The organism is Prochlorococcus sp. MIT 1307 (assembly GCF_034092395.1).
GTDB lineage: Bacteria > Cyanobacteriota > Cyanobacteriia > PCC-6307 > Cyanobiaceae > AG-363-K07.
The window spans coordinates 1956788-1979381 of the sequence record NZ_CP139301.1 but is presented as its reverse complement, the minus strand read 5'-3'; the positions used below and the strand labels follow the sequence as shown (position 1 = coordinate 1979381).

Genomic DNA, 22594 nt, shown 5'->3' with positions numbered 1-22594 from the left:
GAAATAAGTACATTAGGTTTTTAGTCTATTTCTTGATCATTTTTTTCAGCCACTATGCAACTCTGTAGTAATCCATCAACAGCATCAAAGTCTCGCCAACCATCTATAACAATTACTCGCCCTTCCAAGCTTTTGTAAGTACGAAAAAATTCAGCAACATCTTCAAGTTGATTAGGCGCAATTTGTCGAATGCTGCGAATGGTTTTCTGACGAGGATCTGCAACAGGTACACATAAAAGTTTTCCATCATATGCACCAGAGTCATGCATATCTAGAACACCAATAGGACGAGCCTTAATAAGACATCCCGCAAAAGTTGGCTCAGCCATGATTACCATTGCATCAAGAGGAGCACCATCTTCTGCAAGAGTATTTGGAATAAAGCCATAATCAAATGGATAGCGAACCGAGGAGTGCAATACTCGGTCAAGGGCCATTACTCCAGCCTCAGAAAAATATTCGTACTTGTTCCTACTTCCAGCTGGAATCTCAACTACGAGATTCACCAAGCCTGGGGAGGGAGAGGGTAAGAGGGAGCTTAGATCCATCACTTTCTACGGCAGTGGGGACAAATATTTCCCTGCTTGAAGGCCTTTCAGTAAGCACTGCTACTAAAGGAACTCCAACTACAGCAATCGCCATAGTCAAACCAAACAAAGGAATAGAAGTACCACTCAAAGTGTAAGGGTCTTCACCATCTATGCCTTCTATTACTCCATTTTGAGACGATTTTGATGACATCTCACCCTGGATATAAGGCTTTGAGATGGCAGTTAATTCGGAATCCATTCATAGGTGAATTGAGAAAGCCCAGCAAGAAATGACATAAAAGGGGTTTGAAGCTAGGCAACTAAAGAAAGGAGGAAACCATTTCCAAACAAGCTGCACTTAATTCTGTCATTTAATTCAGCTATGCAGCAGGACGATCTTGAAGGTCACGATGAGTCGAAAGATCAGCAGGAGAATTCTTCAAGTCCTCAATATGAGATCTAATGAAACGAAGTTCTTCAAGAATAGAAACTAATACCTGTTGAGTTGCAGTAGAAGGAGAGTTAAGCACCTCAACGGTTACTTCTTTGATTCTAAGAATATCTTTTGCGAAGCGAGCAACTTCATTGGGATGAAACAAAAGCGGGTCTTTCTGATCACTTCTATATTCAGGATTTAGCTTCCGCGGGTTAAATGTAGGGTTAAGATTACGAGGGTCTGTATTGGTATACCGATACACTGATGCCCTTGAACGATTTAAAGATCTTTGAACATCATCAACGCCAACAAGCGAGTCAGAGTTAGCTATTACGGCTTGAATATCTTTACTTAGTTCAGGCACTGAAGAAGAACCAATAGAATTAGGATCTACATGCCCACTGAACATAATCTCCTCTCAGGAAGCCATCGGTTCATGAGAAATTAGCAGAGCAAACTCAACCTCAACAGAGCAGTTCACAGGAATGTGACAATCCTCACATTGGTTATTTATACCGGGTGTTAGTTTCTTTTCTTCTATGCAATAAGAACTATGCGCGTCTCCCGCCTAATGCTGGTGACGCTAAGAGACGTTCCAGCCGAAGCAGAAATAACTTCACACCAACTGCTTCTAAGAGGAGGCTTCATTCGTCGTATTACAGCAGGGGTGTATGCCTACATGCCTCTGCTATGGAGAGTCCTGAGCAAAATCACAAAAATTGTTCAACAAGAAATGGACTCTGCAGGTTGCCTTCAAACACTTTTGCCTCAATTACATCCTGCTGAATTATGGGAAAAGAGTGGCAGATGGACCAGTTATACAGCTGGAGAAGGTATTATGTTCCATCTAGAAGATCGTCAAGGAAGAAAACTCGGGCTCGGCCCTACTCATGAAGAAATAATAACAAAAATCGCAGGAGATCTACTTAACTCATACAAACAATTACCAGTAAGTCTTTATCAGATCCAAACAAAATTTAGAGATGAGATTCGTCCAAGATTTGGCTTAATGCGTAGCCGAGAATTCATCATGAAAGATGCATACTCTTTTCACGCAAATGAAGAAGATCTAAGAAATACTTACAACACAATGCATAAAGCGTATAAACAAATCTTCTTAAGATGTGGTGTACAAACAGTCCCAGTAGATGCTGATAGTGGAGCGATAGGCGGTTCTGGATCTCAAGAATTCATGGTCACAGCAGAGTCAGGGGAAGACTTGATCTTATTAAGCTTAGATGGTCTTTACTCAGCGAATCAAGAAAAAGCAGTTTCAAAAGCACCAGAGGCACTCGCTTTAGCAAATAATAAGCCCAGTATTCTTGAGACTCCGAATCAAAAATCTATTGAAGATCTCTGCAAATCGAACAATCTCTTAAAATCACAAATTCTAAAAGTAATTCTAACCTTGGCTGTTTTTGAAGATGGTGAACAACAACCTATATTAATAAGTATTAGAGGAGACCAAGAGCTTAACAATGTAAAGCTAATAAATGTACTAACTAAGAAGAGAAGCAAAGGAGTTCTTGGTGTTTCACAAATCACTCCTGAGCAACTAAAGGTCCAAGGCTTAGAAGTTTGGCCCTTCGGATCTATTGGTCCTGACTTAACAGATTCTATATTGAATGGTGCGAAACAATGGAACAACAAGTTCCTTAGGATAGCGGATAAAACTGCTGCCGAACTCACAAACTTTGTGTGCGGTGCTAACACAAAAGACCAGCATCGAATTTTCATGAATTGGGAGCTCCTTGGAGGGCTACCAGAACAATTTGATCTAAGGAATGCAAAAGCCGGGGATTTATGCCTTCATGATCCAAGCCAAAAGCTTATCGAAAAAAGAGGCATTGAAGTTGGACACATCTTTCAACTTGGGCGCAAATATTCCCAAGCATTAGGAGCAAGTTTTACAAATGAAGAGGGGAAACAAGAGCCTTTCATAATGGGTTGTTATGGCATAGGTATTTCCAGGCTGGCCCAGGCTGCAGTAGAGCAAAATCACGACGAAATTGGTATTTGCTGGCCAATTGCAATTGCTCCATTCGAAGTAATTGTTGTAATAGCCAATATCAAAGACCCCTCACAAAAAGATTTAGGGGAAAAGCTTTATCAATTTTTGCAATCCAAAGGCATTGATACCTTGTTAGACGATAGAGCTGAAAGAGCTGGAGTTAAGTTCAAAGATGCAGATCTGATTGGTATCCCATGGAGAATTGTCGTAGGAAGGGATGCCGCGTCAGGAAAAGTTGAATTAGTCAAGAGATCAAATAAACAGTCCAAGTTATTAAGTAGTGACAAAGCCATGCAAAAACTATTAGAGGAGATCTTTGCAGAAAGAACCTGATATAGCTTCTCTTGCCCTATAAAGTCAAAGGACCTCGCTATTGACAAATGACTTCCGCTTTCCAGAACCTGTACAAGAGGGCGCTGGGAGCAGCTCTGGCTGTCTTGATTGGACTTTGTCTAATATTGAGTCCTCTGGTCCCAAGTGTTGAAGCCAGTGGAGCTTTAATGAGTGGCGACTACATCAGCGACACTGTCTCAGTAGCTCACAGCCTCCAAGAAACTATTGCAATTCCAAAAGATGAAGAACGTAAACCAGAAGCAGAAATTGAAGCGGTTCAGCTAATCACCGCATATATATCAAGATATAGAAACCGCTCTCAAGTAAATCAAAGCATGTCATATACAACAATGCAGACAGCTCTGAATGCAATGGCTGGACATTACAAGACTTTTCCTAATCGAGTTTTGCCTGATCAATTAAAAGAACGCCTAAACAACGAACTGGAGAAAGCAGCACAACTTGCCACAAAAGAAAGTTGAAAAATGCTCTTTAATTTCAGTCCTTTGACTCAGGGTAGGAAGATCTGCGAAGGTTGCTTGTCTTGCAGTTTGGCGGTTTCGGGCCGCATTTTCCTTGGCAAACGTTGTTGTAATAGGTGCTCAATGGGGTGACGAGGGGAAGGGCAAGATCACCGACTTACTTAGTCGCTCTGCTGATGTCGTTGTCCGTTATCAAGGCGGAGTTAATGCCGGGCATACGATTGTCGTAGATAACAAGGTACTGAAGCTTCACCTCATCCCCTCTGGGATTCTTTACCCCGACACCATTTGTTTGATTGGATCTGGAACGGTTGTAGATCCCAAAGTAATGCTCCGAGAAATTGAAATGCTTAAAGAAAATGATATTGATATTTCAGGACTTCAATTAGCATCTACTGCTCACGTAACAATGCCTTACCACCGCTTGCTAGATCAAGCAATGGAACAACAACGGGGCACAAAAAAGATAGGGACAACCGGCCGAGGTATTGGTCCAACATATGCAGACAAGGCACAAAGGAATGGAGTCAGGGTTATAGATTTGCTTGACGAGCAAAGACTGCGAGACAGACTTCTTGTTCCTCTAAATGAAAAAAATGATCTGTTAAAGAAGATCTATGGGGTTACACCTTTAGACCCCGAAGAAGTCATCAAGGAATACCTCACATTTGGCAATAGACTTTCTCAACATGTAGTTGATTGCACAAGGGCTATTCATCACGCAGCACGAAATCGCAAAAACATACTGTTTGAAGGTGCTCAAGGCACACTTTTAGACCTAGATCACGGCACCTACCCATATGTGACCTCATCAAACCCCGTTTCAGGAGGAGCCTGTATTGGAGCAGGAGTAGGGCCAACACTGATAGACAGAGTGATAGGAGTCGCAAAGGCCTACACAACAAGGGTAGGAGAAGGCCCCTTCCCGACTGAATTAGAAGGAAGCCTCAATGATCAGCTATGTGATCGAGGGGGTGAATTTGGCACAACAACAGGTCGTCGAAGACGCTGCGGCTGGTTCGACGGAGTGATTGGACGATATGCAGTTGAGGTAAACGGGCTGGATTGTCTAGCGGTAACAAAGCTCGATGTGCTCGATGAGTTAGACGAAATCAAGGTTTGCATTGCTTATGAACTAGATGGAAAAACACTCAAACACTTCCCAAGCTCATCTGAAAGCTTTGCTAAATGCAAGCCCATCTTCAAAACATTGCCTGGCTGGAATTGTTCAACTGCTGATTGTCGCCGACTGGAAGACTTACCCTCCACTGCAATGAATTACTTGCGCTTCCTAGCTGAATTAATGGAAGTCCCAATAGCTATTGTTTCATTAGGAGCGAGTAGAGACCAGACAATTGTTGTGGAAGACCCTATTCATGGTCCTAAGCGTGCCCTTTTAAATCATTAACTAGTTCAAAGAAAATTATTTTCTTTTCAACTCACCTAACACTATTCAAGAGTTTAATGTCAATGGATTCAAGGTTTAGAAATCATGATTTTGATGTGATCGGGATTGGAAATGCCATTGTTGACATACTTGTTCAAACCAAAGATTCTTTTTTAAAGGCCAAATCCCTAACAAAGGGAAGCATGGTTTTATTAGATGAAAAACAGGCAGAACAACTTTATGGATCTATTGAACATGGGCACAAAACCTCAGGCGGTTCTGCCGCAAACACACTTGCTGGACTTGCACAGCTAGGAAGCAAATCAGGATTTATTGGTCGAGTTAGAGATGACAGCCTTGGCGAAATTTTCACTCAAGACATACGTTCTGCAGGAGCCTGTTATGAAACACCGCCAGCTTTAGAAGGCCCTGCAACTGCTAGGTGTTTGATATTTGTAACTCCTGATGCCCAACGCACAATGTGTACTTATCTAGGGGCTTCAGTGTTACTTGAGCCAAAAGATTTAGATCTTTCAATGGTCAAAAAAACCAAAGTACTGTATTTGGAAGGTTATTTATGGGACAATCCAGCTGCTAAAAGAGCCTTTATTGCTGCAGCTGAAACATGCAAGAGTGCAGGGGGGAAAGTAGCCCTCTCACTTTCTGATTCTTTCTGTGTAGAAAGGCACCGAGAAAGTTTTCTGAATCTTGTAAATAACCATATCGATATTCTTTTTGCTAATGAAAGTGAAATAATTTCTCTTTACCAAGCTAAAGACTTAAAAATGGCAATAAACAATGTAAGAGATCGCTGCGAGGTAACAGCTCTTACTTGTGGAGAAAAGGGGTCAATAATTCTTTCTGAAGATAATACCTATGAAATCAATCCCTATAAAATGGGCACGCTAATAGACACTACTGGAGCCGGTGATCTATATGCAGGTGGGTTCCTTTATGGTTATACAGCTGGCCAAGATCTCATTAAATGTGGGGCGATTGGATCACTATGTGCGGGGCAAATTGTTACTCAGCTTGGATCAAGGTCGCAGGTTCCGCTTAAGAGTTTGCTAGCAGAAAACTCCTTTAGTTAGACTCATAAGCAGGCAAAGTAACTTCTTTAACCCATTCCATATAAGCATCACTAGCAGATACATGCCAATGTATTAGTTCAGGGGTTTCGTAACTATGTAAATCCGTAATCATTTCTAGGAGATTCTGCAACTGATTATTAGTTGTTTTAATTAATAGTTGAGCCTCTTTAACTTCTTCCAGTTCTCCCTCCCACATAAAATAGCTTCTTATTTCACGAAGATTCACACAAGCCGCAAGTTTTTGCCTTAACAGTTCTTTTGCCAAGCTATCAGCAATATTAGTGCTTACTTCTGTTGTGAGAACTAAAACCAATTCATCAGAAGAGTCTTCATTAACCATGGAAGTGCAAACATGAAAAGAACTTCTAAAGCCTATTTGGATATTGAGATTCGACCCATCACAGCATTAAAAGTATGAAAAACTTCTACTTTACTAACAAGTTTAGGGCGCGAAATAAGCCATAAATTTATGCCCTCCTGATGACAAATATCCTGCCAGAGTTCTTGAGTAGCCCCACCAGACTGCCTACAAATAACATCACTGATTGACCAACGCCTACAAAGAGCTCTTTCCAAATCTCCAATCTGATTACCTTGAAGCGGGCGAAAAACCGCCAGGTCATCTTCAGGAAGTAAACAATTTAAAGATTGCTTTAGACTTTCTGGAGTTGGCAGAACTCGAGCAAATACCCTTGCACCACATTGACGAGCTGCATGCACAGCCTCATGAAGGTGTCTTGCCCCAAGAGCCATCAAAATATTTTTCCCTTGCAAAGAACAATTAGAAAGCCCTGATAAATCCTTAATCAAAAACGTCCTAGATGGCGCCTCCAAAGGCCTCTCATATCGAAGCAAATTCTGACCAAATTCTCTACAGGCCTTCTCAAGATTCGAACTGATTTCCACTGCAAAAGGATGAGTTGCATCTATCACCCAATCAAATCCTTGGTGCTCATTTAAGGCTTCGTCAAGGAATCCTTTAATACCTTCAACGCCTTGAAGGGGCCCAATACAAAGAGATGTCAAAGACATCTCTGAATAAGGCCAGGAAGCTTGAATAGAAACAACACTAACGCTAACCTTCCAGCCTTGTTCAATCAAAAGAGACGCAATAGTAGGACCTTCACCGGTGCCTGCAAGTAACCAAATATGCCTCTGGCCATTCTTTTGAAATTGCATCAAGATAGCCCTCACTACAAGAACATGAAATGAACCACTGCTTGCTCGAAGTCCAAGTTAAGAAAGCTCCAACGATTCGTTATACACAAGACAACAAAACCCCTATTGCAGAAATGGAAGTGTTATTCGAAGGGCTTCGAGCGGATGACCCATCTAGCGAACTCAAGGTTGTTGGCTGGGGAAACATGGCTCAAGAGTTGCAAAATCGTGTTCAAGAAGGACAAAAGCTTGTTGTGGAAGGTCGTTTGAGAATGAATACAATCCCACGTCAAGATGGGAGCAAAGAGAAGCGTGCCGAGTTGACCCTTACTAAATTCCACAATCTTTCTGCACCAGTTGAAGAAGAAATAAACAGTACAAATTTTGCTTCCACGAGAGTGAACACATCTTCTGAGAAATCACCTGCGAACAATCCTCCAAGATCACAGGGCCTAGAATCGAAAGATGAATCAGTTAGCTGGAATAGCGCTCCGCTTGTACCAGATACAGATGACATTCCATTCTGAAGGATCCCTTATGTCAACTCTCTCCCTCGACTTGATCAGAAGCCTTGCTTACGAGTTGGCCTAGCTCCCTTTCTAATGCAGCCAAATCCAATCGAAGCTCAGGCCAGTTTCCACGATCGATCTGCTCCAATAACCAAGCTCTATCCTTATCCAACTTAGCTATTAACGCAGAAAGATTTTTCGATTTATTTTGAGCAATTGCCATTGAACATCCTCCAAAAGAACCATCCTCGAACATTGAGCGCAAAAATGACATCATGAAGGAACTAATTTCCCCAGCCAACTTAATAACTGTTTCGGGAGCTGTCCTAACAGTTGTAGGTTTGACAGCTTATTTATCAGGCGCAGCAAACCTCAGCGTCCCAACACTCTTTTACGGGTTCCCAATCTTCTTGGGGGGACTCGCGCTAAAGACAACAGAATTACGGCCAACAAAAAAAATCAGTCCTAAGTCTCAACTCTCAAAAGTCGAAAGAAAAGAGTCTCCAGAACTTGCAAAAGTTGTGAAAGATGTAACTAGATGGCGCTATGGACAACATGCTCATCTTGAGTCTTCTCTAATTGCCCTAAAACTATGGGACCAAGAAAATCCACCACAACTATTGGAAATAGAAGAATTAGAAACTACAAAGGGCCTGGGAATTCGTTTAAGGTTTAACATCGCAGGGGTGCCTTTTGATCGCTGGCAAGAAAAACAAGAGCGCCTAGGAAGATTTTTTGCTAAAGATATGCAAGCAGAATTAATTTCACCACAAGAAGGTCAAATTGATTTAATGATTGTTCCAAAACAAAGCGAAGTTGAACAAACAACTCAGCATGGGACTAACGGACAGTGACATAACAGTGATTAATCCTTTCTTGGACGCTAATCAAGTAACCAAATTAGAAGATGAATCACTGAGAGTTTCTGTACTCAGTGAAGCTCTGCCATATATCCAAAGATTTGCTGGGCGCAGAATTGTCATCAAATATGGCGGTGCGGCAATGGCTCACAAGGCCTTACAAACGGCCGTTTTTAGAGATATCGCTCTTTTGGCAAGCGTAGGAGTGCAACCTGTTGTAGTCCATGGCGGAGGTCCTGAAATCAACCAATGGCTTCAAAGGCTTGATATTGCTGCTGAATTTCGTGACGGACTAAGAGTGACAGATGCAGAAACAATGGATGTTGTTGAAATGGTGCTTGTTGGAAGAGTTAATAAGCAAATTGTTAGCGGAATAAACCAGCTTGGAGCACAAGCAGTTGGCCTAAGTGGAATAGACGGCGGTTTAATAAAAGCTCGCCCATGGGGGGATGGGAGCCATGGCCTGGTAGGAGATGTTGCAAGTGTGAATCCAGATGTTCTGGAGCCACTACTTTCAAAAGGCTACGTCCCAGTTATATCAAGCGTTGCTGCAACACAAAATGGTCGTTCTCACAATATCAATGCAGATACAGTAGCGGGTGAACTTGCAGCGTCCCTGGAAGCAGAAAAACTAATCCTTTTAACTGACACCCCTGGCATTCTGAGAGACAAAAATGACTCTTCATCACTAATAAAACAAATAAGTTTGATGGAAGCACGTCAACTAATCAATGACGACATAGTTAATGGTGGAATGACCCCTAAAACTGAATGCTGTATAAGAGCTTTAGCGCAAGGAGTGGCTGCTGCTCATATCATCGATGGGCGAGTTCCTCATGCCCTTCTACTGGAAATCTTTACCAACTCTGGGATAGGAACAATGTTTTTAGGAAGTAGCTGAGATATGGACTCAGCCCTAGCATTTGCTGAGGCTGCCTTAGAGCGAGGTGACTACAGTCAATGCCTAATTGCACTAGAGGAATTAGCTCAAAAACAACCTCTAAATAGTCAGGAGGGTCCGAAGATAAGGATGCTAATGATTACAGCGTTGATGGGGAAAGGAGACAATGAAAAAGCCATATCTATGTGTCGTGAATTAACCCATTGTAAAGATAATGAACTACGCCAAATGTCTAAACAATTATTAGAGGTTCTAGAATCACCAAGCTTAGGGAGACCAGCCAACTGGTCAATTCAACTGCCAACTTTAGATTTAACGACTCAAACAAAAGGTAACTATTATTCAACTAACAAAAAATCAAACGATTCAGAAACTTCTCCTCTCCCTCCAACCGGAGAGACAAGTGGACTGGACTTTGGCTTCTCAATTTTAACTCTATTTGTAATTGCTGCATTAACTATTCTGTTAAGTGGGTGTGTAGAAATAACCACCAAAGTAGATATTTCTGGCCCCGATAGAATAAAACTGGGATGGGAAATTAAAAGTAATACAAAACAACTTTTACCATGGCAGCTTGAATTCGAGAATGCCCTAAAGGAAAGACATTCCAAAGGGGAAGTTGTAAGTTTCCGAGAAGGAGGTCAAAAAATCAGAACTCCTATATTGAGATCTGAAGAAGCAAGTCTTATACTCCAAGAAACATTCTCAACTGCTGCTAAATCAGCAGGGTTTGAAATAACTCCGCCAATTCTGTCCTTAAAAGAAAAAAATTGGTTTATAGGAGTCCAGCAGGAATTTAAATTAGTGGTGAATTTAGAGGATTTACCCGAAATTCCTGGATTAAAGCTATTGGTAAATATTCATTCTATTGACAAAGCAAAGCTAATCGGTAGCCCCTCATTACCAATATTGGAAGGTGATCATGTCAAATGGCCAATGAAGCAAGGCGAGGTAAACACACTTAAATTTCGCCAATGGCGATGGAATCACCTTGGTCTAGGAACGATCTTTGTAACCATGCTGCTTGGGTTAAACCTAGTCCTTCAAAGAATTCGATTAAATATGGGTTTTGGTTTCCCTGAACTACCCCCATAAAAAGTGATTTAGTTCACTAAATCAAAGTTGTAGTGGATCTGGATCTATAGCAAGAGAAACTCCTCTAGGAAGTCCATCCCATAATTCGGTTCCTTTTGGTAGAGGCAAAGGACTTGACTCAGGGCCATGCAACAAAATCTGCCACCGACTTTTGCCAGCAACCTTGGCAACTAAAGCAGGAGCAGGGCCAACTACATTCCAACTATTTGAATCACATAGTGGTCTTATCTGCTCGGCCAATGCAGAGGCTGCAGTAGCAGTGGCCAATGCTGATTCTCCCGAAAATCTAAGCAGACAAGCTCTACTAAAAGGTACCAAGCCTGCCTCCATCCTTAGTTTTAATTCCTTTTTTAAAAACTCCTCATAGCGACCATCCACCAAATGCATGATCACGGGATGCTCTGGGCAATAAGTTTGTATTAAAACCTTTCCAGGGCGTTCACCTCGACCAGCACGACCTGCAAGTTGCATAAAAAGCTGAAGGCTCTGTTCTCCTGCTAACAAATCAGGGCGATGTAACAACCCATCTGCAGCCAATACAGCTGCAAGAGTAACTCGAGGTAGGTCTATCCCTTTAGCAAGCATTTGAGTACCTATGAGTACATCTGCCTCACCAGAAGCGAATTTCTCAAGCAAATGTCGATGTCCATCTCTTCCTCCTGTGGTATCTCTATCAAAACGTAAAAATTTAACTCCCTCTAATTCCTGAGCCAGATGATCTATCACTCTCTGTGTTCCTGCACCGAAAGGTTTAAAAGCACTGGAACCACAGTTACTACAAAAGGGTTCAACAGCTGAGCGATGATCACACCAATGACAACGCAACCACTGATGATCGTTCCCTCCTCTGTGAACTGTTAGAGCTACATCGCAATGAGGACACTGCACTACTTCCCCACAACTTCTACAACTCAAGAAGCTGCTGTACCCTCGCCTTGGAACTAACACAATTGCCTGTTCCCGAGCTTCTGGCAATAGCGAAAGATGCTCCATCAGAGAGCGACTAATAAGTCGGCGATGACCTGCGGCCAACTCTTGCCGCATATCAACAACATGAACAGTTGGTAAAGGCTTATCAGAAATACGCCTATTTAATCGAGCAAGCGCTATGGGCCCATTAGGGACAAGGTTTTTCCAAGTAGATAACGATGGCGTTGCACTACCTAAAACAACTTTTGCCCGAGTGTTTTTTGCTCGACTCAAAGCCATCTCTCTGGCGTGATAACAAGGCATTGGCGATTCCTGTTTATACGAACTGTCATGCTCTTCATCAAGCACAATTAAACCCAATGGAGAAAGTGGGAGGAAAACAGCTGATCGAGTCCCTACAACTACAAGTGGATTTTGAGATCTCAAAATCTTGCGCCATGTCTTAACGCGCTCTTTTTCAGAGCAACCGCTGTGATATTCCAATACATGAGAACCAAAACGCCTTTTAAATCGATCAACCAATTGTGGTATCAATCCAATTTCAGGGGCAAGGATCAAACAATTTCTACCCTCTAACAATTCCTTTGCGACAATTTGCAAATAAACCTCTGTCTTCCCTGAACCAGTAATTCCCCATAACAACAAAGCATTTCCCAATGGCTGTTCATCAAAAATCTTTATCGCCTCTGCTTGCTCTTCAGTTAAAGGTTGAGGAGCCTCTAACTCAGCATTTAGACAAGGATCCAACAAATTAGAAATAACTTCAGCCTGATCAATCAGCTGACGCTTCTCTCTAGTCGCTACTTCTGTAGCTATCAAACTGCTAATCACCCCCAAAGAGAAGCCTTCAGAATGAAGCTCCTTTTGCCAGGCCCCTCCCCCTGCAATTCGAAGGAAGTTTTCTAAGTCTTTTTGACGAGCAGTAAGATCCCTCCCCTTAGGAGTTTTATGGGTAAGCAAGACCCACCAAAAACTTTTAGCCCCTTCATTTATCAACTTTCTTTGCCCCAACCAACCTGGAGGCAAAGCAGCTTTCAGCATTCGAAAAGCACTAATGTGACAATTATCGGCCATCTCTTCTAACCAGTCTTGCCATTGAGAGTCAACAGCAGCCTGCTGAACAAGCGCATCTACTGCTGCTAAAGCATTAGTTCCATATTGCAGCTGGCATTCCTTTTCCTTTGAGGCAAATCGTCTTGCAACTACAAGACCATTCATAGACCTACCTCTTAAACGGACCCGCACAAGATCGCCAAATCCAAGGCCAAATTGATGAATGTCTTGATAGGTAAAGCAACGACCTTCCTTCCCCACATCCAACCACACATCTACTTCCGCAGATTGTGGCTGATAATCATTACTTGCCGAGGTCACAAGTTTTTTTTAAAATTAGATTGTTGGACAGCCCTAAGGCTGTTGTCGGAACAGAGCAGAGTTCCGTCCAGTGGGAAGACAAGAAGCAACTACCACTTTTGGAATGCCCCATTAGAAGGTATGCCGGTCTGAGAAAGCCCCTGACAGCACTGCTCCAATCCACATTTACATCTTTGTCAGTTTCCACATCTAAAACCATCACACCTCTTATCTAATCAGATAAATACGATCAACAAACTCTCCTGAGGATTTTTGATCACTGGATTATCTCGATTTCTCAAGATTCCCTGTGCTTCGTTTTTAGGTGTTATTGCCATCACGGCATCGCATTTTGCAACATATTGCATTTCGATTAGCCGATCACCCTTGTTAGTTCGCGTGTCCTGAAATGAGCCAAGCCGCCACAAAATCCAAATCCACTCCTGCCAGCCAAGCATTAACTCTTCCAACCACGGAAGGAAAAGAAAAGAAAAAAGCTCCAAAAGCAAAACCACAGCAAAAAAAGAAGGCCGCTTCTCCTGCATCTAAAAAGAATCAAAAATCAAAAAATAAACCTGTTATTTCTACAACCCAATCATTAGATGCAGCAGCTGATCAGTTATTAGCTGAAGCTGAAATCTCGTCAGAAGAAATTAAAAACTCAGATTTTTCCACTACAACTTCTTCATTATCAATAAGCGAACAAGAGGCACGAGCACGAGCATTAGCAAGCATCAAGATCGGTCCAAAAGGAGTTTATACAGAAGATTCAATTAGAGTTTATCTCCAAGAAATCGGACGGATAAGACTCCTCAGACCTGATGAAGAAATTGAATTGGCTAGAAAAATCGCAGATCTTCTCCAGCTAGAAGAGCTTGCAGCACAATTCGAAAGCGAAAACGATCACTATCCAACAACTAAAGAATGGGCAGCACTTGTAGAAATGCCCCTAATCAGATTTCGTCGAAGGTTAATGCTTGGACGAAGAGCAAAAGAAAAAATGGTTCAATCCAACCTCCGCCTGGTTGTTTCTATTGCAAAGAAATATATGAATAGAGGACTCTCTTTCCAAGATCTAATTCAAGAAGGAAGCCTAGGACTTATTAGAGCTGCTGAAAAATTTGATCATGAAAAGGGATACAAATTCTCTACTTATGCAACCTGGTGGATTCGCCAAGCTATCACTAGAGCAATTGCCGATCAAAGTCGCACTATTCGACTACCTGTGCACTTATATGAAACCATCTCGCGAATTAAGAAAACGACCAAAGTCCTAAGTCAAGAATTTGGTAGAAAGCCCACAGAAGAAGAAATCGCAGAAAGTATGGAGATGACAATTGAAAAATTGCGTTTTATAGCTAAGAGTGCTCAATTGCCAATTTCACTTGAAACACCGATTGGGAAGGAAGAAGATTCTCGCCTGGGAGATTTTATCGAGGCTGACATTGAGAATCCCGAGCAAGACGTTGCAAAAAATCTTCTCAGAGAGGATTTAGAAGGTGTTCTAGCCACTCTCAGTCCAAGAGAACGAGATGTTCTTCGTCTTCGATATGGACTGGATGATGGGCGGATGAAAACACTAGAAGAAATCGGCCAAATTTTTGATGTAACACGTGAACGAATCCGTCAAATTGAAGCCAAAGCTCTAAGAAAGCTTCGTCATCCAAATCGAAATGGGGTTTTAAAAGAATATATAAAATAAAGTAGTGTTAATAAACTCAATGATTCATCGAGCAAGAAAAAGTAGTTTTTAACTATAAAAATAAAGGTAAAAAAGTAGAAGTAATCTCAGCTATTAGTTTCAACCAATGGCCGGCTTGAAAAAGCCCTACGACCATCGATCTAATAACGGATTGTCAGCGTGAGTGATTTTCGGAAGGTCGAATGTTTAATGTGAATAGGTGCAAAGAATTTCCATCAATGACCCTCGACCAACTGCGCATCGCCTCTCGCCGAAGCCAGCTGGCCATGGTCCAGACAAATTGGGTTAAGCAAGAGCTGGGAAAAAGGCACCCTGACCTGGTCATCTCTGTAGAAGCTATGGCCACTCAAGGTGACAAAATTCTCGATGTAGCACTAGCCAAAATTGGAGATAAAGGTCTTTTCACAAAAGAACTTGAAGCACAAATGCTTGTTGGACGAGCAGAGATAGCTGTTCATTCTCTAAAAGATCTCCCAACCAATCTTCCTGAGGGCTTAATGCTTGGATGCATTACAGAAAGAGAGGATCCAGCAGATGCGCTAGCAGTCAACAAGAAAAATGCTGATTATCAATTGGATACACTTCCTGCTGGGTCAGTCGTAGGGACCAGTTCGCTTCGCCGACTTGCACAGCTGCGACACAAATATCCAGAACTAATATTTAAAGATGTCAGAGGTAATGTCATCACCCGTCTCGAAAAACTAGATTCCGGTGAATATGACTGTCTGATTCTTGCAGCCGCAGGACTAAGCAGACTTGGATTTGAAAATCGAATCCACCAAATTATTCCCAGTGAGATTTCTCTTCATGCAGTTGGCCAGGGAGCACTGGGAATCGAATGCGTAGAAGGCAACCCTGAGGTACTAAATGTAATTAAAAGCCTTGAGCACAAACCAACCTCCCTAAGATGCCTAGCTGAGCGATCCTTTCTAAGAGAACTAGAAGGAGGGTGCCAAGTGCCTATCGGAGTAAACAGCAAAATTGAGTCTGAAGAATTAATTTTGACAGGAATGGTTGCCAGCTTGGATGGGCAAAGATTAATTCGTGATGAGAAACGGGGCTCAATAAATAACCCTGACTCAATTGGAATAGATCTTGCAAATTCGCTGAAGAAGCAAGGGGCTGGTGAAATTCTTCAAGAGATATTTGAAGCTGTAAGGCCAGAAGCTTAAGGGTTGAGCTATTAATCCAATTCGAACCGCCTTAAAGCTCAGAATTGAGCTCAATATCACTTTGAATTTCAAATAAGTACGGAGGTATTATTTATAGTAAGCAAGTTAGCTGTGATTAATTGACTAATTTCGGAGCTATGTCTGAAAGGTAGCGAGCCTCACACTCTTTCACAATTTCAACTGCTTTCTCAACACAAAAAAAGCCATTAACTCTACAGGTACCTGGCTTCTTGAGGTCCTTATAGTGCTCCCAATAATATTTAGTTTCGCTTAACCAATGCTCTCCTAACTGCTCAAAACTTTTTATATGGTCCATCCGTTTATCATCTGCAAGAACAGCAATTACTTTGTCATCTACTTCTCCTCCGTCATCAAAAGTCATTATTCCTATTATTCTTGCTTCAACAATCGACCCTGGAATTAGCGGTTCTGTTACTCCAACGATTTCAATATCTAGAGGATCGCCATCTTCATCCCAAGTTCTAGGAATACATCCGTAAGCAAATGGGTAAGCCAGAGTGGAATATCCCACTCGATCAAGCTTGAGGTGACCTGTTTCAGTAATCAACTCATACTTGTTGATTGTATGGGAATTGAGCTCAACAATGGTGTTAAGGCGCAGAAGAGTTTCATCCGCAAATGCAGGCAAAACATGTAATAAATTTGGCATGCTCCTACTCGGGGACTGTTCGATGTTGGCCATAAATCAATAGAAATCCCAGCTGACCATCCTAGAAGCTGTTATTCAATTTCTCTAGTTTGTTCTGGAGATACTTTAGGAAAGCAGAACTTGAAAGAGAGGAGCCCGTGACGTGCTCCACCAAAGTTTCTGTGTTCATTTTTCGCCCGTGTAAATGCACCTCCTGCCTAAGCCAATCAAGCAACTTGGACTCGTCGGCATTGCGAATACAAACATCTATAGGTTCGTCTTCTGTCATTCCGGTGTCACGAAGTGACTCATTCATCGATTCTGCCAACTGAGCACTAACCAAATGACCCAACAAGTAAGAAGGGAAATAGCCGAATTGCCCCTCACTCCAATGAACGTCTTGCAAACAACCCTCAGTATCATTTTGGGGAAGAATTCCAAGCAAGTCCTGATATCTCCTATTCCATTCAAGTGGCAAGGCTTCTACCTCTAGACCATCCTCCAGTAAAGCAATTTCAAGATCTGTACGAATAAGAATATGCAAGCCATAGCTCAATTCATCAGCTTCTACCCGGTTACAACCAGGTGTCAATGGATTCATTGCTTGCCAAAGGTCAACTCCACATTTCAATGGAGCACCCTCTTTAGCAAAGTGTGGCCAAAATCTCTCTGCGAAAGAACTACTTCGAGCAACTCTATTCTCCCAAAAAAGTGACTGACTTTCATGAACAGCCATAGATGTTGCTTGCCCTAAAGGCCATGCAAACCACTGATGAGACTGCGTGGGCAAGCCTTGTTCATATAAGGAATGTCCCCACTCATGCGCAGTGGCCAAAAAACATGAGAGAGGTTGTCCTTCCACGACACGAGTCGTCAATCGAAAATCTTTGGGCCCAAGAGTGATTGAAAATGGATGTGGGGACATCGCAACACCCGTAATATTGGAATCTCTACCCCACTCCTTAAGTAATTGATTACAGAGAACTTTCTGAGATTTTGGTTCGAGATCCCAACTAGGATTCCTTGGTCTTTTCCAGGATTTAATATCATTAAGCAACGCAGGTAGGGCATATCTCAAAGGGTCAAATAATTCCTTTAAGCGAGAGATAGACAAATCAGGTTCAAATGGTTGAGCCAATGTCTCCCAACAACTTCTAGCCTCTGAAAGCTGTCTTGCTTGTTCTTGTCTAAGCTCAATAAGATTACTTAATGCGGGAGCAAAGCAATTGAAATTAGAACTCTCTTTAGCTTGCTTCCAAAGGTTGTAGCCGTTTGCTTGTGCAGTTGCAAGCAGGCTGACTAAATCAGGATCAAGACGCTTCTGACGAATAAGATCCTGCTCTAACAACTCTATATTTCTAGCTCGGTCCGCAATCTCTGTCTGATTCAAATCTCCAGAAAAACGAATCTGATTAAACTCAAGCTTTGCTTCGGCAATAAGTTCTTCATAATGCTTACTACTTTGTCTTGCATGCAAATGCCTTGCTAAAAGACTTAGTTGCTCGGCTCTCCATGAAGCCGAATCTTTTGGCATAGTAGTGTTTTGGTCCCAGTAAAGGGTTCTCTGAATAGAGCCCAAAAGCTGAGTCTCATGTAAATAATCTCCAAGTCGATGCCAAGCAAGTGCAGGCAAAGCTGGATCCCTCACAGAAATAACCATATAAAGAAGCTAGCTGTAAGTCCTTAACTTGTTGACGAGATATCTTTTTTTGCCAATCAAGTAAAAAATTGACCTCTATATTTCTTGGAAAAAAAGCTTTTTTATTTGACAGGGTAAAGAGAGCATCACATGGAGAGTGTCTAAAAAAGCACGTCCCTTCTAGATCCATCGATTAAAATCGAACTCTCAAGGTCGCCTGAGAAAAGGGAATTTTACAGATATAGTTTGGCCTCCGAGCAACTTCTTTTAACTCTTAGATCAGAAATAACTACCTCTTGATCTCTACTCAACTGATTAAGTTCCCATCAACATTTTTTATTGTCCTTGACATCTAATTTCACGTAGCAAAGAGAAGTCATACAATGAAGGTTAAGATATTAAATACAAGGTAACTTTGAGAACTGGAGTTCGAACATAAAAAAAATCCCTCTAAAAAATAGGCTCTCTCAATAGAACGGCATTTATCAACTCATCTCAAAACCCTTCCACCTAAATGCTTATTTGATGCTATCAGAATACGAATAATTCATAAAGACCTTCATATATCAGTAATCTAATCTGTGTTGGCAAATGAAAGCAGCCTAAATATAATCAATGGGAATTTATGGTCTGTAAGTGAAACAGATCCTCTCTGAGCTTTCAATCGAAACCCCTGGCGAAGGGTTTATAGATATAACTTCTGAAATCAACAAGTGGATAATTAAAAATAAATTCCACCAAGGTATCTTGGTTTTATTTACAAAGCATACAAGCTGCAGCCTCACGATCAATGAAAATGCTGATCCAAGAGTATTAGAAGATCTTTCATCTTTTATGAAGGCACTTGTACCTGAAGAAGGCGTCAGAAAGCCCAATCATCAAGGACAATTCACTTTATATAGACATAATGAAGAGGGTGTCGACGATATGCCAGCACACATACGAACAACACTTACTTGTAGTTCATTGAGTCTTAGTATCAATGAAAAAAAGCTTGTGCTAGGTACTTGGCAGGCCATCTACCTTTGGGAGCATCGCTATTCAAGGCATTCAAGAAAGTTATATTTACATGCAATCGGAGAAGTTGAAGAAGACAAAGCTACCTTTTTCGCTGAAAGTAACGCTACGCTAACTGCGAGAACTAATGCATCGAAGCCTAACGAAGTTGTTCGTAAAAGACACAATTCTGAGGTTATGAATAAAGACAAAGATAGCACCAACACTAACTTTGACTTATTAAATCATCGCATTCAGGATCCAACAAACAAAGCTGATTCCATCACACCAGAAGGAATGCAATGAAAGAAAAGCTATTAAACAAAAAAGAACTCGCTTCACTTCAACAACAACTTCCAAAATGGGAGTTTCAGCAATCTCGACTCAAAAGAGAGTGGCGTTTCTTAAATTTTATAGAAGCCTTTGGGTTTATAACGAAAGTAGCAATGCTTTCCGAAGCAATGAATCATCACCCAGAGTGGACTAACGTCTACTCAAAAGTGACAATTGAATTAACTACTCATGATGCAGGAGGAATAACTCAACTCGATATTCGACTAGCCAAGGCAATCAATATGCTTGACACAAAATGATTGAAGGGGAAAGAAAATAGCTAACACCTACAAAAGGCCTTGCTCTAAAAAACCTAATCCACATCAAGCCATGAGTGAATCAATCGCCACCACTTCAGTAAATTCCTCTAATAATGATGAAGGAACAAAGGACTCTCTTGGGATACCCGTAACAATTCTCACAGGGTTCCTCGGTGCGGGAAAAACAACATTGCTAAATCACATTTTAACTAATCAAAAAGGGTTAAAAACTGCGGTTCTAGTCAATGAGTTTGGAGAAATTGGTATCGACAATGACCTGATTGTTGCGACCGGTGAGGAAATGGTTGAGCTAAGCAACGGATGCATCTGTTGTTCGATTAATGGTGAATTACTAGAAGCAGTTCAGCGAGTCCTAAAAAAACCTAACTCGATTGATTATTTAGTAGTTGAAACAACAGGTCTTGCAGACCCTCTCCCAGTGGCGATGACATTTCTTGGCAGCGAACTACGAGATCTAACGCGACTTGATTCAATTATCACTCTTATCGATGCTGAAAATTTCAACCTCAAACTTCTCGATAGCGAAGTGGCTCGAGCTCAGGTTATTTATGGAGACATCCTTCTTCTAAATAAATGTGATCTGGTTATAGAGAGTCGCCTATTAGAGATAGAAGCACAGCTTAGAGAGACAAAAAAAGATGCAAGGATTTTGCGCTCTATTAAGGGTGAAATTTCATTACCTCTACTTATGAGTGTTGGTCTTTTTGAAACCGATCAGATAAAAATCAGCCCAACTCAACAACACCAAGACCACAGCGATTGTGACCACGAACATGGACATTGCCAGCATTCACACAATCATGATGAATCACAACATCAGCTAACTCACAACTCTGACCATTTAGAAATCGAAGGATTCACATCCTTGGCTTTTGAAAGTAATGATCCATTCTCCTTACGAAAATTCCAAAATTTCCTAGACAACCAACTTCCTTCGGGCGTATTCCGAGCGAAAGGGATTTTATGGTTCAACGAAAGCGAACGAAGACATATTTTCCATCTTGCAGGTAAACGATTCTCTATTGATGACACAGATTGGAAAAGCGAAAGGAAGAATCAACTTGTCTTAATTGGTCGCCAACTTGACCATTCCACACTTAGGAGTCAGCTACACGCTTGCGTGACTCGTGATGATGGGAAAGGTTTTGCTAAATGAAATCAGGAATCTCACTGAAAAAAAGCCAAAAAGTTTTGAATCCTTCCAAAGGGCACTCAGGTAGAACAATACTTAGTGCTATTGCAGTAATTGTTTGTTTTATTGCCTTGTGGCCTTTAATTGGACTACTAGGAGAAGGTTTCAACGGCTTAAAAAACGGTTCCATCGGCCTTGGGGTAGACGGGCCTAGACAAATCATGGGGACATTATTCTTACTTGTTTTCACTGGGCTAGTTGGAGCTCTTGTTGGCACCACAAATGGTTGGTTACTAGCTAATTGCCGTTTTCCTGGTAGGAAATTGCTCAGGATTGCTCAACTGTTGCCGCTTGCAACTCCAGCATATCTACTTTCAGCAACACTTATAGACCTGGGAAGTATTCATTCCATAAGGATTTATGGAATGAATTGGGGGATTTTAGTTATGGCACTTACAACTTACCCATATGTATTCCTACTAAGCACAGAGAGTTTTACAAAATGTGGGAGGAGACAACTAGAAGCATGTAGAAGTCTAGGCGTCGGTCCATGGGACAGTTTCAGACGTATAGCGCTACCAATGGCATTACCTGCCATTGGCGCGGGAGTGGCACTGATCAGCATGGAAGTAATTAATGAGCTAGGTGCTGTACAACTTCTAAATATTCCAAGCATTTCTGCTGGCATAGTTGAGAACTGGGTAACGAATGGCAATCCAACTGGAGCAATAGCTCTAGCAATTATCGGGCTCTTAATAGTCATGATTCTTGTCGCCTATGAACGCAGCCTCAGAAGTAGAAGTCGCCGTTGGACAGAAGGAGTTGCGGGAGGAGAAGCACCTTGTTGGAAGCTCAAAGGACTCAGAGCAATGCTTGCTCAAAGCATTGCAATTGGTCCGCCAGCCTTCACTCTTGGTGTCCCAATTGCTTGGATCGCAGTCAATTTTGATCAATTGGGGAGAGGGCTCGATGGAGAACTTCTTCTCCTCACAGTACGAAGTCTTGGGCTTGGATTTGCCGCAGCCAGTCTTGCTGTTTTAGCAGCTTTACTACTGTCAGTTGCTAAAAGATGGAATACAAGTAAGTGGATGAAAAGTCTTACTTTTCTAGCAGGTATAGGGTATGCCATTCCAGGGGCTGTACTTGCTTTAAGCCTTTTTCCCTTTGCAGGCCCACCCTGGAGATTCGCTCCTTTAATTTTATTATTATGGGGGTATAGTGATAGATTTTTAGCCGTTGCAAAAGGAGGGCTTGACGCGGCTTTTGAACGCATTTCACCAACCCTTGATGAAGCTGCTATGGGACTTGGATGTAAATGGCAAAAAGTTCTTAAAGATGTTCATTTACCCCTACTCAAAGGGCCTTTAGGTGTTGGAGGTTTACTGGTTTTTGTAGACACCTTGAAAGAGTTGCCTCTTAGTTTTACTTTAAGGCCTTTTGATTTTGATACCCTTTCAGTGCGAATCTTTCAATATGCCAGTGATGAAAGGATGCCTGAAGCAATAGTGCCTTCTCTTATAATACTTTCACTAGGACTGATAGCTTCGTTAGCATTAATTCCAGGATTAGATAGTAGTACTAATATAGAAGAAGAGCGATCACATTAAAAATCAA

General features: G+C 41.7%; 23 protein-coding genes. 14 read left to right on the top strand and 9 right to left on the bottom strand.

The features are described from left to right. Nucleotides 1–20: 20 nt before the first annotated feature. The 3 genes from SOI82_RS10230 to SOI82_RS10220 all read right to left on the bottom strand — a co-directional run bounded on the left by SOI82_RS10230 (nucleotide 21) and on the right by SOI82_RS10220 (nucleotide 1375). The gene (locus tag SOI82_RS10230; RefSeq protein ID WP_320667302.1) at nucleotides 21–548 is read right to left on the bottom strand and encodes an inorganic diphosphatase; all 528 of its coding nucleotides are present in this window, start codon (nucleotides 546–548) and stop codon (nucleotides 21–23) included. Next, nucleotides 490–789 carry a hypothetical protein gene (locus tag SOI82_RS10225; RefSeq protein ID WP_320667301.1) on the bottom strand — a complete coding sequence of 100 codons (300 nt, stop codon included), beginning with the start codon at nucleotides 787–789 and terminating at the stop codon, nucleotides 490–492. Before SOI82_RS10225 ends, SOI82_RS10230 begins: the two co-directional genes overlap by 59 nt. A 121-nt stretch (nucleotides 790–910) precedes the next feature. Then, nucleotides 911–1375 carry a resolvase gene (locus tag SOI82_RS10220; RefSeq protein WP_320667300.1) on the bottom strand — a complete coding sequence of 155 codons (465 nt, stop codon included), beginning with the start codon at nucleotides 1373–1375 and terminating at the stop codon, nucleotides 911–913. Nucleotides 1376–1519: 144 nt separating this feature from the next. On the opposite strand from SOI82_RS10220, the gene SOI82_RS10215 reads away from it, so the two are divergent. The 4 genes from SOI82_RS10215 (at nucleotide 1520) to SOI82_RS10200 (ending at nucleotide 6270) form a co-directional block, all read left to right on the top strand. Next, complete coding sequence (locus SOI82_RS10215) at nucleotides 1520–3310, top strand: proline--tRNA ligase (RefSeq protein ID WP_320667299.1); 1791 nt, start codon at nucleotides 1520–1522, stop codon at nucleotides 3308–3310. Nucleotides 3311–3357: 47 nt separating this feature from the next. Further along, entirely contained in the window at nucleotides 3358–3792 is a 435-nt protein-coding gene (gene psb27 / locus SOI82_RS10210; RefSeq protein WP_320667298.1) for a photosystem II protein Psb27, read from the top strand. A 94-nt stretch (nucleotides 3793–3886) separates the two neighbouring features. Beyond that, entirely contained in the window at nucleotides 3887–5200 is a 1314-nt protein-coding gene (locus SOI82_RS10205) for an adenylosuccinate synthase (RefSeq protein WP_320667297.1), read from the top strand. A 56-nt stretch (nucleotides 5201–5256) separates the two neighbouring features. Beyond that, nucleotides 5257–6270 (top strand): adenosine kinase, encoded by a 1014-nt coding sequence (locus tag SOI82_RS10200; RefSeq protein WP_320667296.1) that lies wholly within the window; start codon nucleotides 5257–5259, stop codon nucleotides 6268–6270. Here SOI82_RS10200 and cutA read toward each other — a convergent pair. After that, nucleotides 6263–6610: a divalent-cation tolerance protein CutA gene (gene cutA / locus SOI82_RS10195; protein WP_320667295.1), complete on the bottom strand. Its 348-nt coding sequence runs from the start codon at nucleotides 6608–6610 to the stop codon at nucleotides 6263–6265. The two genes, SOI82_RS10200 and cutA, sit on opposite strands and share 8 nt — an antisense overlap. Nucleotides 6611–6642: 32 nt before the next feature. Next, entirely contained in the window at nucleotides 6643–7449 is an 807-nt protein-coding gene (locus tag SOI82_RS10190) for a precorrin-6A/cobalt-precorrin-6A reductase (protein WP_320667294.1), read from the bottom strand. Nucleotides 7450–7478: 29 nt separating this feature from the next. Between SOI82_RS10190 and SOI82_RS10185 the strand changes: the two genes are divergently transcribed. Then, nucleotides 7479–7955 (top strand): single-stranded DNA-binding protein, encoded by a 477-nt coding sequence (locus tag SOI82_RS10185; protein ID WP_320667293.1) that lies wholly within the window; start codon nucleotides 7479–7481, stop codon nucleotides 7953–7955. Between the two features lie 13 nt (nucleotides 7956–7968). Here the strand turns inward: SOI82_RS10185 and SOI82_RS10180 are convergent, their stop codons facing one another. Further along, the gene (locus tag SOI82_RS10180) at nucleotides 7969–8160 is read right to left on the bottom strand and encodes a hypothetical protein (protein WP_320668423.1); all 192 of its coding nucleotides are present in this window, start codon (nucleotides 8158–8160) and stop codon (nucleotides 7969–7971) included. Nucleotides 8161–8212: 52 nt separating this feature from the next. On the opposite strand from SOI82_RS10180, the gene SOI82_RS10175 reads away from it, so the two are divergent. From SOI82_RS10175 to SOI82_RS10165, 3 genes are read left to right on the top strand one after another with little or no spacing between them, the layout of a single operon-like run. Continuing rightward, nucleotides 8213–8791 carry a DUF2854 domain-containing protein gene (locus SOI82_RS10175; RefSeq protein ID WP_320667292.1) on the top strand — a complete coding sequence of 193 codons (579 nt, stop codon included), beginning with the start codon at nucleotides 8213–8215 and terminating at the stop codon, nucleotides 8789–8791. Continuing rightward, nucleotides 8772–9698, top strand: coding sequence for an acetylglutamate kinase (gene argB, locus SOI82_RS10170; RefSeq protein WP_320667291.1), 927 nt, complete (start codon nucleotides 8772–8774; stop codon nucleotides 9696–9698). The genes SOI82_RS10175 and argB overlap by 20 nt, the downstream gene beginning before the upstream one ends. A gap of 3 nt (nucleotides 9699–9701) precedes the next feature. Then, a complete protein-coding gene (locus SOI82_RS10165) occupies nucleotides 9702–10793 on the top strand; it encodes a DUF3153 domain-containing protein (protein WP_320667290.1) in 1092 nt (363 codons plus the stop codon). Nucleotides 10794–10814: 21 nt separating this feature from the next. On the opposite strand, the gene priA is transcribed toward SOI82_RS10165, so the two are convergent. Further along, nucleotides 10815–13097, bottom strand: a complete 2283-nt coding sequence (gene priA, locus SOI82_RS10160; protein ID WP_320667289.1) for a primosomal protein N' — start codon at nucleotides 13095–13097, stop codon at nucleotides 10815–10817. Nucleotides 13098–13485: 388 nt separating this feature from the next. Between priA and rpoD the strand changes: the two genes are divergently transcribed. After that, nucleotides 13486–14778, top strand: a complete 1293-nt coding sequence (gene rpoD / locus SOI82_RS10155; RefSeq protein WP_320667288.1) for an RNA polymerase sigma factor RpoD — start codon at nucleotides 13486–13488, stop codon at nucleotides 14776–14778. A gap of 218 nt (nucleotides 14779–14996) precedes the next feature. Continuing rightward, nucleotides 14997–15950 (top strand): hydroxymethylbilane synthase, encoded by a 954-nt coding sequence (gene hemC, locus SOI82_RS10150; protein ID WP_320667287.1) that lies wholly within the window; start codon nucleotides 14997–14999, stop codon nucleotides 15948–15950. 115 nt (nucleotides 15951–16065) lie between these two features. Here hemC and SOI82_RS10145 read toward each other — a convergent pair whose 3' ends face one another. Further along, the gene (locus SOI82_RS10145; protein WP_320667286.1) at nucleotides 16066–16653 is read right to left on the bottom strand and encodes an inorganic diphosphatase; all 588 of its coding nucleotides are present in this window, start codon (nucleotides 16651–16653) and stop codon (nucleotides 16066–16068) included. Nucleotides 16654–16681: 28 nt separating this feature from the next. Then, entirely contained in the window at nucleotides 16682–18259 is a 1578-nt protein-coding gene (locus tag SOI82_RS10140) for a carboxypeptidase M32 (protein ID WP_320667285.1), read from the bottom strand. Nucleotides 18260–18874: 615 nt separating this feature from the next. On the opposite strand from SOI82_RS10140, the gene SOI82_RS10135 reads away from it, so the two are divergent. The 4 genes from SOI82_RS10135 (at nucleotide 18875) to SOI82_RS10120 (ending at nucleotide 22587) form a co-directional block, all read left to right on the top strand. Further along, nucleotides 18875–19540 carry a secondary thiamine-phosphate synthase enzyme YjbQ gene (locus SOI82_RS10135; RefSeq protein WP_320667284.1) on the top strand — a complete coding sequence of 222 codons (666 nt, stop codon included), beginning with the start codon at nucleotides 18875–18877 and terminating at the stop codon, nucleotides 19538–19540. Further along, nucleotides 19537–19827 (top strand): 4a-hydroxytetrahydrobiopterin dehydratase, encoded by a 291-nt coding sequence (locus SOI82_RS10130; RefSeq protein ID WP_320667283.1) that lies wholly within the window; start codon nucleotides 19537–19539, stop codon nucleotides 19825–19827. Before SOI82_RS10135 ends, SOI82_RS10130 begins: the two co-directional genes overlap by 4 nt. A 70-nt stretch (nucleotides 19828–19897) precedes the next feature. Then, nucleotides 19898–21004: a GTP-binding protein gene (locus SOI82_RS10125; RefSeq protein WP_320667282.1), complete on the top strand. Its 1107-nt coding sequence runs from the start codon at nucleotides 19898–19900 to the stop codon at nucleotides 21002–21004. Next, nucleotides 21001–22587 carry an iron ABC transporter permease gene (locus tag SOI82_RS10120; protein ID WP_320667281.1) on the top strand — a complete coding sequence of 529 codons (1587 nt, stop codon included), beginning with the start codon at nucleotides 21001–21003 and terminating at the stop codon, nucleotides 22585–22587. Before SOI82_RS10125 ends, SOI82_RS10120 begins: the two co-directional genes overlap by 4 nt. Nucleotides 22588–22594: the final 7 nt, after the last annotated feature.

Coding starts and splice junctions, on each gene's coding strand:
- SOI82_RS10230 (WP_320667302.1), bottom strand. CDS start 548: ATGGATCTAAGCTCCCTCTTACCCTCTCCCTCCCCAGGCTTGGTGAAT.
- SOI82_RS10225 (WP_320667301.1), bottom strand. CDS start 789: ATGGATTCCGAATTAACTGCCATCTCAAAGCCTTATATCCAGGGTGAG.
- SOI82_RS10220 (WP_320667300.1), bottom strand. CDS start 1,375: ATGTTCAGTGGGCATGTAGATCCTAATTCTATTGGTTCTTCTTCAGTG.
- SOI82_RS10215 (WP_320667299.1), top strand. CDS start 1,520: ATGCGCGTCTCCCGCCTAATGCTGGTGACGCTAAGAGACGTTCCAGCC.
- psb27 (WP_320667298.1), top strand. CDS start 3,358: ATGACTTCCGCTTTCCAGAACCTGTACAAGAGGGCGCTGGGAGCAGCT.
- SOI82_RS10200 (WP_320667296.1), top strand. CDS start 5,257: ATGTCAATGGATTCAAGGTTTAGAAATCATGATTTTGATGTGATCGGG.
- cutA (WP_320667295.1), bottom strand. CDS start 6,610: ATGGTTAATGAAGACTCTTCTGATGAATTGGTTTTAGTTCTCACAACA.
- SOI82_RS10190 (WP_320667294.1), bottom strand. CDS start 7,449: ATGCAATTTCAAAAGAATGGCCAGAGGCATATTTGGTTACTTGCAGGC.
- SOI82_RS10185 (WP_320667293.1), top strand. CDS start 7,479: ATGAACCACTGCTTGCTCGAAGTCCAAGTTAAGAAAGCTCCAACGATT.
- SOI82_RS10180 (WP_320668423.1), bottom strand. CDS start 8,160: ATGGCAATTGCTCAAAATAAATCGAAAAATCTTTCTGCGTTAATAGCT.
- SOI82_RS10175 (WP_320667292.1), top strand. CDS start 8,213: ATGAAGGAACTAATTTCCCCAGCCAACTTAATAACTGTTTCGGGAGCT.
- argB (WP_320667291.1), top strand. CDS start 8,772: ATGGGACTAACGGACAGTGACATAACAGTGATTAATCCTTTCTTGGAC.
- SOI82_RS10165 (WP_320667290.1), top strand. CDS start 9,702: ATGGACTCAGCCCTAGCATTTGCTGAGGCTGCCTTAGAGCGAGGTGAC.
- rpoD (WP_320667288.1), top strand. CDS start 13,486: ATGAGCCAAGCCGCCACAAAATCCAAATCCACTCCTGCCAGCCAAGCA.
- hemC (WP_320667287.1), top strand. CDS start 14,997: ATGACCCTCGACCAACTGCGCATCGCCTCTCGCCGAAGCCAGCTGGCC.
- SOI82_RS10145 (WP_320667286.1), bottom strand. CDS start 16,653: ATGGCCAACATCGAACAGTCCCCGAGTAGGAGCATGCCAAATTTATTA.
- SOI82_RS10140 (WP_320667285.1), bottom strand. CDS start 18,259: ATGGTTATTTCTGTGAGGGATCCAGCTTTGCCTGCACTTGCTTGGCAT.
- SOI82_RS10130 (WP_320667283.1), top strand. CDS start 19,537: ATGAAAGAAAAGCTATTAAACAAAAAAGAACTCGCTTCACTTCAACAA.
- SOI82_RS10125 (WP_320667282.1), top strand. CDS start 19,898: ATGAGTGAATCAATCGCCACCACTTCAGTAAATTCCTCTAATAATGAT.
- SOI82_RS10120 (WP_320667281.1), top strand. CDS start 21,001: ATGAAATCAGGAATCTCACTGAAAAAAAGCCAAAAAGTTTTGAATCCT.